General features: G+C 69.6%; 9 protein-coding genes. 3 read left to right on the top strand and 6 right to left on the bottom strand.

Features of this window, described 5'->3' with window-relative positions; genetic code table 11:
• Position 1: 1 nt before the first annotated feature.
• Positions 2–880, top strand: coding sequence for a PaaX family transcriptional regulator (locus VXC91_RS25630; protein ID WP_329509691.1), 879 nt, complete (start codon positions 2–4; stop codon positions 878–880).
• Positions 881–956: 76 nt separating this feature from the next.
• On the opposite strand, the gene VXC91_RS25635 is transcribed toward VXC91_RS25630, so the two are convergent.
• The 3 genes from VXC91_RS25635 to VXC91_RS25645 form a co-directional block, all read right to left on the bottom strand.
• Positions 957–1,208 (bottom strand): hypothetical protein, encoded by a 252-nt coding sequence (locus tag VXC91_RS25635; RefSeq protein ID WP_329509692.1) that lies wholly within the window; start codon positions 1,206–1,208, stop codon positions 957–959.
• A 46-nt stretch (positions 1,209–1,254) separates the two neighbouring features.
• Positions 1,255–1,581, bottom strand: a complete 327-nt coding sequence (locus tag VXC91_RS25640) for a hypothetical protein (protein ID WP_329509693.1) — start codon at positions 1,579–1,581, stop codon at positions 1,255–1,257.
• A 130-nt stretch (positions 1,582–1,711) separates the two neighbouring features.
• On the bottom strand, positions 1,712–2,689 hold the full coding sequence (locus VXC91_RS25645; protein ID WP_408057472.1) for an ArsR/SmtB family transcription factor: 978 nt from the start codon (positions 2,687–2,689) through the stop codon (positions 1,712–1,714).
• Between the two features lie 158 nt (positions 2,690–2,847).
• On the opposite strand from VXC91_RS25645, the gene VXC91_RS25650 reads away from it, so the two are divergent.
• Entirely contained in the window at positions 2,848–4,089 is a 1,242-nt protein-coding gene (locus VXC91_RS25650; RefSeq protein ID WP_329509694.1) for an MFS transporter, read from the top strand.
• Complete coding sequence (locus VXC91_RS25655; RefSeq protein ID WP_329509695.1) at positions 4,086–4,400, top strand: hypothetical protein; 315 nt, start codon at positions 4,086–4,088, stop codon at positions 4,398–4,400. Before VXC91_RS25650 ends, VXC91_RS25655 begins: the two co-directional genes overlap by 4 nt.
• A gap of 320 nt (positions 4,401–4,720) precedes the next feature.
• Here the strand turns inward: VXC91_RS25655 and VXC91_RS25660 are convergent, their stop codons facing one another.
• From VXC91_RS25660 to VXC91_RS25670, 3 genes are all read right to left on the bottom strand, one after another.
• Entirely contained in the window at positions 4,721–5,725 is a 1,005-nt protein-coding gene (locus VXC91_RS25660; RefSeq protein WP_329509696.1) for a DUF932 domain-containing protein, read from the bottom strand.
• Positions 5,726–5,870: 145 nt separating this feature from the next.
• Complete coding sequence (locus VXC91_RS25665) at positions 5,871–6,365, bottom strand: hypothetical protein (RefSeq protein ID WP_329509697.1); 495 nt, start codon at positions 6,363–6,365, stop codon at positions 5,871–5,873.
• Positions 6,366–6,451: 86 nt separating this feature from the next.
• The coding region (locus VXC91_RS25670) for a hypothetical protein (protein ID WP_329509698.1) at positions 6,452–6,697 on the bottom strand (246 nt) is incomplete at its 5' end.

The following is a 6,697-nucleotide window of genomic DNA, read 5'->3' on the forward strand; positions in this document are numbered from 1 at the left end:
GATGACCAGTGCATCCGCGGCCACCGAGCTGTCGGGCGAGGACACCCTTGCGCTGACGGAGCAGGGGACGACGTCCGTATCCCCGCGAACCTTCATCGTCACGTTGTACGGACTCTACGGCCGACGGCACGACGGATGGCTCTCCGTAGCCTCATTGATCGCCCTGCTTGGCGACCTGGGAGTCGACGAGCAGGCGGTTCGCTCCTCCATCAGCCGACTCAAGCGGCGCGGCATCCTCGAAGCGCGCCGCCAAGGCGGCCTGGCGGGCTACGAACTCTCCCCAGAGGCACGCGAGATCCTCCACGAAGGCGATGAGCGGATCTTCCGGCAGGAGCGCCCCAGCCTGGCCGATGGATGGGTACTCGCGGTCTTCTCCGTGCCGGAGTCGGAGCGCAGCAAGCGCTACCAGCTCCGGTCGCGTCTGTCCGGCATGGGCTTCGGCACGGTGGCGCCCGGCGTGTGGATCGCACCGGCCCATCTGTACGAGAGCACCTCGGCCATGCTGCGACGCCTGGATCTGACGGCGTACGTCGACCTCCTCCGGTCCGAGTACCTGGCGTTCGCGGCGGTGCCCGAGAAGGTACGGCAGTGGTGGGACCTTGACGAGCTGGCGCTGCGGTACGAAGCCTTCATCGCCGCGCAGGAGCCCGTTCTGGAGCGTTGGCAGAAGCACCCGTCGGCCGACGACGTCGCCGCGTTCGTCGACTACATCCGCGCGCTGACCAGCTGGCGGAGGCTTCCCTATATGGAGCCGGGACTGCCCGCGGAAGTACTGCCGGAGCGCTGGGCGGGCCTCCATGCCGCTCCACTGTTCTTCGCGCTGAAGACCGAGCTGGAGGGTCGAGCACAAGCCCACGTAGCCCGGACGTTGGGGCCGTGACCTGAGGTTGACCGGCCTGCCCGGGCCTCCTGCGAATGCGCGGGCTCGTCCAGGACGGGGGAACAAGAGCGCGTACTCAGCGCCGTCCGCCCTCCGGCCGTCCCGTCGGGTCGGGCGGGTACGGGCCGGCTGGGTCAGGCGTGTCGGACAGGCCGGGTCTGGCGTGGTGTCCGTGGAGCCGGTAGGCCATTTCGTCGGGTGCGTGCAGCATGCGGGCCTGCCGCCAGGCCGTGTCGTAGGGCAGAGGTGTCTTGCTGCGCCGTTGCAGGAGCAGAGCGTGCAGACTGGTGAGGGGGGAGAGCACGGCTCTCCAAAGGACAAGCTTCACGGTGAGAGTCCTTGTTCGCCACGTGCCAAGGGCCGTGTGATGGACGTCAGTTGGCGTGTGCCTGCGCCGCGGATGGTGTGCCGTCGTTGAGTGCGGCGACGGAGTTGAGCAGGGCGAGCATCGCCCGCTGTTGCTTGTCGGCGTCGCTGAAGCCGTCGCCGAGCTGTTCCCACTGCTCCAGCAGCGGATACCACCACTGGTCACAGGCTTTGATCGTGCGGGCCAGGCGTTGCAGCGCGGCAGTCTCCTCGTCCGGGAGGCGTCCGGGATGGCGTTCGAGGCGGTCGAGCACGACGAGGCCGGGGTGGTCGTAGAGCTGTGTCTTGAGGAATTGCAGGCGCCGAACGCGTTCGGTGTCCGCTGTGCGCTGCAACTGCGGAGGGAGTGCTTGGGGCCCGCCCTCCGGAGACCGTTGAGGACTTATGTCCCCAGACAGCCTCCTCAGCCCGGGGCCTCCGGGGCGGTCGTTGTGAGACAGCACTGCCGGGTCGGGGGCCCGCCTCCTACCCCTCCACCAGCGCGATTCCCAACGGCGTCCGCTCGTACAGCACCTTGTGCTTCTCCCGCCGGGAAGTGAGCAGCCTGGCGTCGCGCAGCGCGTGCAGGTGTGCTGATACGGACGACGGCGTCAGGCCCAGCCGGGCTGCCAGCGCCGAGGTCGAGGCCGGTTCCGCGAGCGCGGCAAGCACCGACGCCCGGCCCGCTCCCAGCAGCCGACGCAGCGCGGCGGAGGGCTCGGGGCCGCCCACTGCCCACAAGCCTCCGATACCCCGGGCCGGGTAGACCAGCGTGGGCTGCCACGGGGGGTCGAAGCCGCTGATCACCTCCGGCCAGGCGAAGACGCTCGGCATCAGCAGCAGGCCCTCGCCGCGCAGCGTGCGCACGTGGTTGCGGTGGCGCCGCACCGTCAGGGTGCCGTCCGACCAGGACACCTCGGGGTGCAAATCGGCGAAGAGCGAGGCCAGCCCGCCCTTGGCCAACCGCCTTGCGTGGAAGGCGATGTCCGCCTCGAGCAGGGTGCGCAGCCTCGGCCAGTGCGGCGCTACCAGGGCTTGCCAGGCCTGCTCCAGGAGGGTCGCCAGGTCCTGCACTGCCCGAGCTGGATCCGCGAGCAGCTTCTGCCCGGTGATCGTGTGCAGTGCCCCGCCGTCGGCCAGCGCCCGGTGGATCTCGTACCGGGCCACCTCGGGGTCCGTCACTCGCACCGCCGAGATCTCGTCCGCGAACCTCGTGTCGAGGCCCAGCGGTGGCGGGCATACGAAGTCCGGGGTGTAGCCCGGCTCGGGCATGAGCAGCCAGAGCGGCAGGAGGTCGAGCGCGCGGGCGGCCTCGGCGCTGCGGCGCAGCCACGGCAGGTGGTAAGGCAGCGACTTGGCGGGTCGGTCCAGCGTGCGCACAGCTTGGTGGGTTTCCCAGAGCGGGGACAGCGCGAAGCGGCAGTGCAGGAGGTCGTCGGCACCGAGGCGCATGATGTGTGGCACGCTGTGTGGCTCTCTCACCTGTTTGTTCGCTTCTTTGACCGCCTGCTGCAGACACGTTCCGCAGGTGCGGGATGCGGCGTCGCCCACAGCGTGACGTCCAACATTCGGCCAGGGGCGAAAGTCTAGGCCACATCCCCTCGGAGCCTCAGGCTGCGACCGTGACCGCACCCACTGCAACCACCAAATCCCCGCCCCGCCGCGCCGGCTACCGCGACGTCTTCGCCGTCCGCGAGTTCCGCGCCGTTTTCGCCGCCCACGTGCTGTCGCTCTCCGGCACCGTGGTCGCTGTCATCGCCCTCGCCGTGCTGGTCTACCGCGACACCGGCTCCGCGCTCCTCACCGCGCTGTCCTTCGCCCTCTCCTTCCTTCCCTACGTCCTCGGCGGCGCTCTTCTCGCACCGCTTGCCGACCGCTACCCCGCTCGGCGGGTCCTCGTCGCCTGCGATCTGGTCTGCGCCACAGCCACCGCCCTCATGGTGCTGCCGGACACGCCCGTCCCCGCACTCCTCGCCCTGCAGGCCCTCACCTCCTTCGTGGCACCCCTCTTCAGCGGCGTACGGGCGGCGAGCCTCGGCGACATACTGCACGGCGACGCCTTCGTGCTCGGCCGTTCACTGATGCGGATCGTGGCGCAGAGCGCGCAGATCGGCGGGAACGCCGGCGTCGGCCTGCTGCTGGTCGTCATGCCGCCGCGCGGCGCGCTGCTGATAACCGTTGCTGGCTTCCTCGGCTCAGCGCTGATCCTGCGCTGCGGTACCCGGCAGCGCCCGCCCACGGCGCGGGAACGCGCCACCGGAGGCACCCGGGTACTGCTGCGCGACAGGCGGGTCCGCCGGCTGCTCGCGCTGTTCTGGCTGCCGCCTGCCTTCATGGTGGTGCCGGAGGCGCTGGCCGCGCCGTACGCCACGGAGCTCGGTGTGGGTACCGCGGCCGTCGGGCTGCTGCTCGCCGCGAACCCAGTCGGGTCCGTGACCGGCGAGCTGCTGGCCGGTGGACTGCTGCGGCCTGCGGCACGCGAGCGGCTCGTACTGCCCCTGGCCCTGGCCGGGCTGCCCCTGCTCCTGCTCTTCGCCGCTCGGCCCGGGCTCACGTCGGCGCTGCTGATCCTGTGCGCAGCGGGGATGACCAGCGCGTACAGCCTGGGCTTGGACCGCTGGTTCTTCGATGCGCTGCCCGAGGAACTACGGGCACGCGGGATGACCCTGCTGACGGCGGGGCTCATGACCGTCCAGGGGCTGGGGATGACGCTCGGCGGGCTGGTGGCGGAGTACGTGCCGACGCACGCGGTGCTGGCGGGCGCGGGCGGGATCGGGGCGCTGTGCGTGCTCGCCATCGCACGCTCCGTATACCGAGCGGTGGTCGGGCGACCGGGGTCTGAGACAGGGCCGACCGCCATGTGATCGGCTTGTACTCCCAGGCGGTGGTCCTGCACGTCAACAGCGTCGGCAACGCCATCGCCTGCCTGAAGCACCTCTACGCCGCAGACGCCCGCCGCTTTCCGACTCTACGGCTTGCCGCGCTGTGCGGTTTGCTGGTCATCAGCCGGGGTGCGCGGGCCGGGGACGTTGGCTTCTGCGGCGAGGTCGAGACGGCGATCCATATCGAGGTTGACCTCGCCGTACGGGCGGACGTGGGACCGCGCAGTTGTACGACCTTGGACTCACCCACACGGGTGACACCCCACAAGATCACCGCCGTTTGCGGCTGGTGACAGCGTTCTTACCGGCACCCCGGAATGGGCGCCGGATGCGCGGCACCCACCGGCAAACGTGGGTCTTCCACTTCGAGGTGCTCATGAATGCCCTTCCGTGGGGCGGTGGGTGGTGTGGCGAGCTCCCCTCGCCGGCGCAGCTTGGGCGAGGTCTCCTTGGCCGCGCGGTCTGCTCCGCAGACGCGACGCGCTGCCGCTACGCGGCAGGGGCCGGCGGGGAGCGCTCCGCGCTCGGGGGCCCCGTGCGGCCACTGCTGGCCGGTGAAGGGTAGGGCGGGCACCTGTGGGGGAGTTGGGGTGCCCGCCCGGCGGTCAGAGGGTCAGACCGTGGTGAGGGCGAATGCCTTCTCCATCAGGTCGTTCGCCGCTCCGCTGATGACCCGCTCGGCGCGGGCGGCGGCCTTGTCGGCGTTCGTCTTGCCCCGGGCCGGGGCAACGTGGTTGGCGTACTCGGTCAGGGCGTTGTATCCGGCCCACCGCGTGCCCCGGATACCGGCTTGGGTGTCGGCGTGCTCGAACAGGTTCGAGATCGCTCCCCAGCGCTGGCGCTGGTTGGTCTTGGCGCGGGCGTGGTCGCTGGCCTTGACCGGCCACAGCTCGTCGACCACCGACTTCAGCTCGCTGAGCGTCATCTCGGCCTCGATCATGCGCTGAGCGGCCTTCTCGAACTCCTCGGCGTAGCGGAACGTCAGACCGAGGGCGGAACGGGCCTGCGCGATGCGGGCCTTGGCTCCGGCTGTGTGCCGGACCACGAACGAGGAACGGGCCCCGTGGATGGCCGCGCGCATGGTGTTCGCGCACACCACCCGGACCGGCGTCACCACGATACGGAACGCGCTGCCTCCGTCGTGGCTGTTGAACGCCGCGATATACAGGTCAACGTCATCGTCCCGGCCGATGGTGAGGCTCTGCGGCATCTTCATGGTCAGAAACACCTGACGGCCGTTCTTGAGCGATCCACCGGTCTCGAAGTGCGCGCCGGACTCGTTGGCCAGCAGGTTGAGGAACTCGGCGTGCTCCTCGTTCTGCACGGGGTGGTAGTCGCTGCCGACCACTCCGAGCGTCTGTGTGCGGCCGGTCTTCGGGTGCGTCCGCGCGGTCGCGAAGTGCTGCGCGACCTCCACCGGCGTGGTGCCGTCGGCCGTGAGCTCGGTCGCGGTCAGGGGCAGCAGACGCACGTTCCACCCGGACAGGGACGCGAGGCGCATGGCCTCCTCGGCGGTCATCGCGCCCTCGGTGACGGTGCCCAGCTTGTGCCACGCGCTCTCGTTGGCGGAGACGAACGCGGCCGTGCCGTCGGTGAACTGCTCGACTTCGTGAGCCACTTGGGCTTCCCTTCGGTGATGAACTTTTGGTGGTCCGGGAGGGAGCCACCCTGCCGAACTAGTTCCACAATACCTGGTTATGAGAGTGGGGCAACCGAATAAATCTCCGGCGTGCCCCACCCTGGGGTAACGCCCTGACCTGCGCCTACGGCATCTGGAAGTGCTGCGGCAGGGCTGTAACGCTCTCCGCGTGCACTCCACTGAGCGCGGTGCGCAGCTCGCCCCTCGTGTAGCCACTGAGGCGGTACCTCACGGATTCCCGTCCCTGGGCGTCGAGTTGGCGGTCAATCTGCGTCACCCAGTACCGCCCGTGGCAGCATTCCTGCGACCCGTGATAGCTGACCAACTGCCCGATGCAAGGGCCGCTCTCATCGTCCAGGGCGGCGGCCACGTTAGACAGAGCCGTCCCGAACGTATGGGGCGGCAACGGCACGTCGGCCAGCGCGGGCCCCGTGTGACCGGTCCGCACGCCCCAGACCCAACCCACCTCGAACAAGGGGCGGGCCAGCTGGCGCACAACGTACGTGACACCGGTGTTGGCGGGGAGCTGCTCCAACGCGGCCCGGAAAGCGGCCTCCATCTGCTCTCGCTCGCCCTCGCTCGCCGGAACGGCGCGGCGGACGGGCTCAATGCTCGTCATGCTCACAGTGACTGTCCCTCTGATTGGTGTGGGTGCTGGGCCTCCCCGCGGAGGGGCCGGACGTCCGGCCCCTCCGCGGGAGAGGGCTACTTCAGTCCGCGTGTGCGCAGGAATTCACTGATGCGGAATGCGATGGCACGCACCGAGAGGGAACTGCCTCGGAAGGAGCCGAGAATGCGCGGCCCGGTGTCGCTGTCGTGGATGACGTTGAACTCGAACCCTTCAGCAACCGGCAGGAGAATGCGAACGAGACCGGCCGTGGTGTCGAAGCGAATCGACGTCAGGTTGTCGTCTCGATTGTGCTCGATCACGGCGTCTCGCAGCAATTCCGG

This window comes from Streptomyces chiangmaiensis, from assembly GCF_036281785.1.
Lineage (GTDB): Bacteria > Actinomycetota > Actinomycetes > Streptomycetales > Streptomycetaceae > Streptomyces > Streptomyces chiangmaiensis.

Coding starts and splice junctions, on each gene's coding strand:
- VXC91_RS25630 (WP_329509691.1), top strand. CDS start 2: ATGACCAGTGCATCCGCGGCCACCGAGCTGTCGGGCGAGGACACCCTT.
- VXC91_RS25665 (WP_329509697.1), bottom strand. CDS start 6,365: ATGACGAGCATTGAGCCCGTCCGCCGCGCCGTTCCGGCGAGCGAGGGC.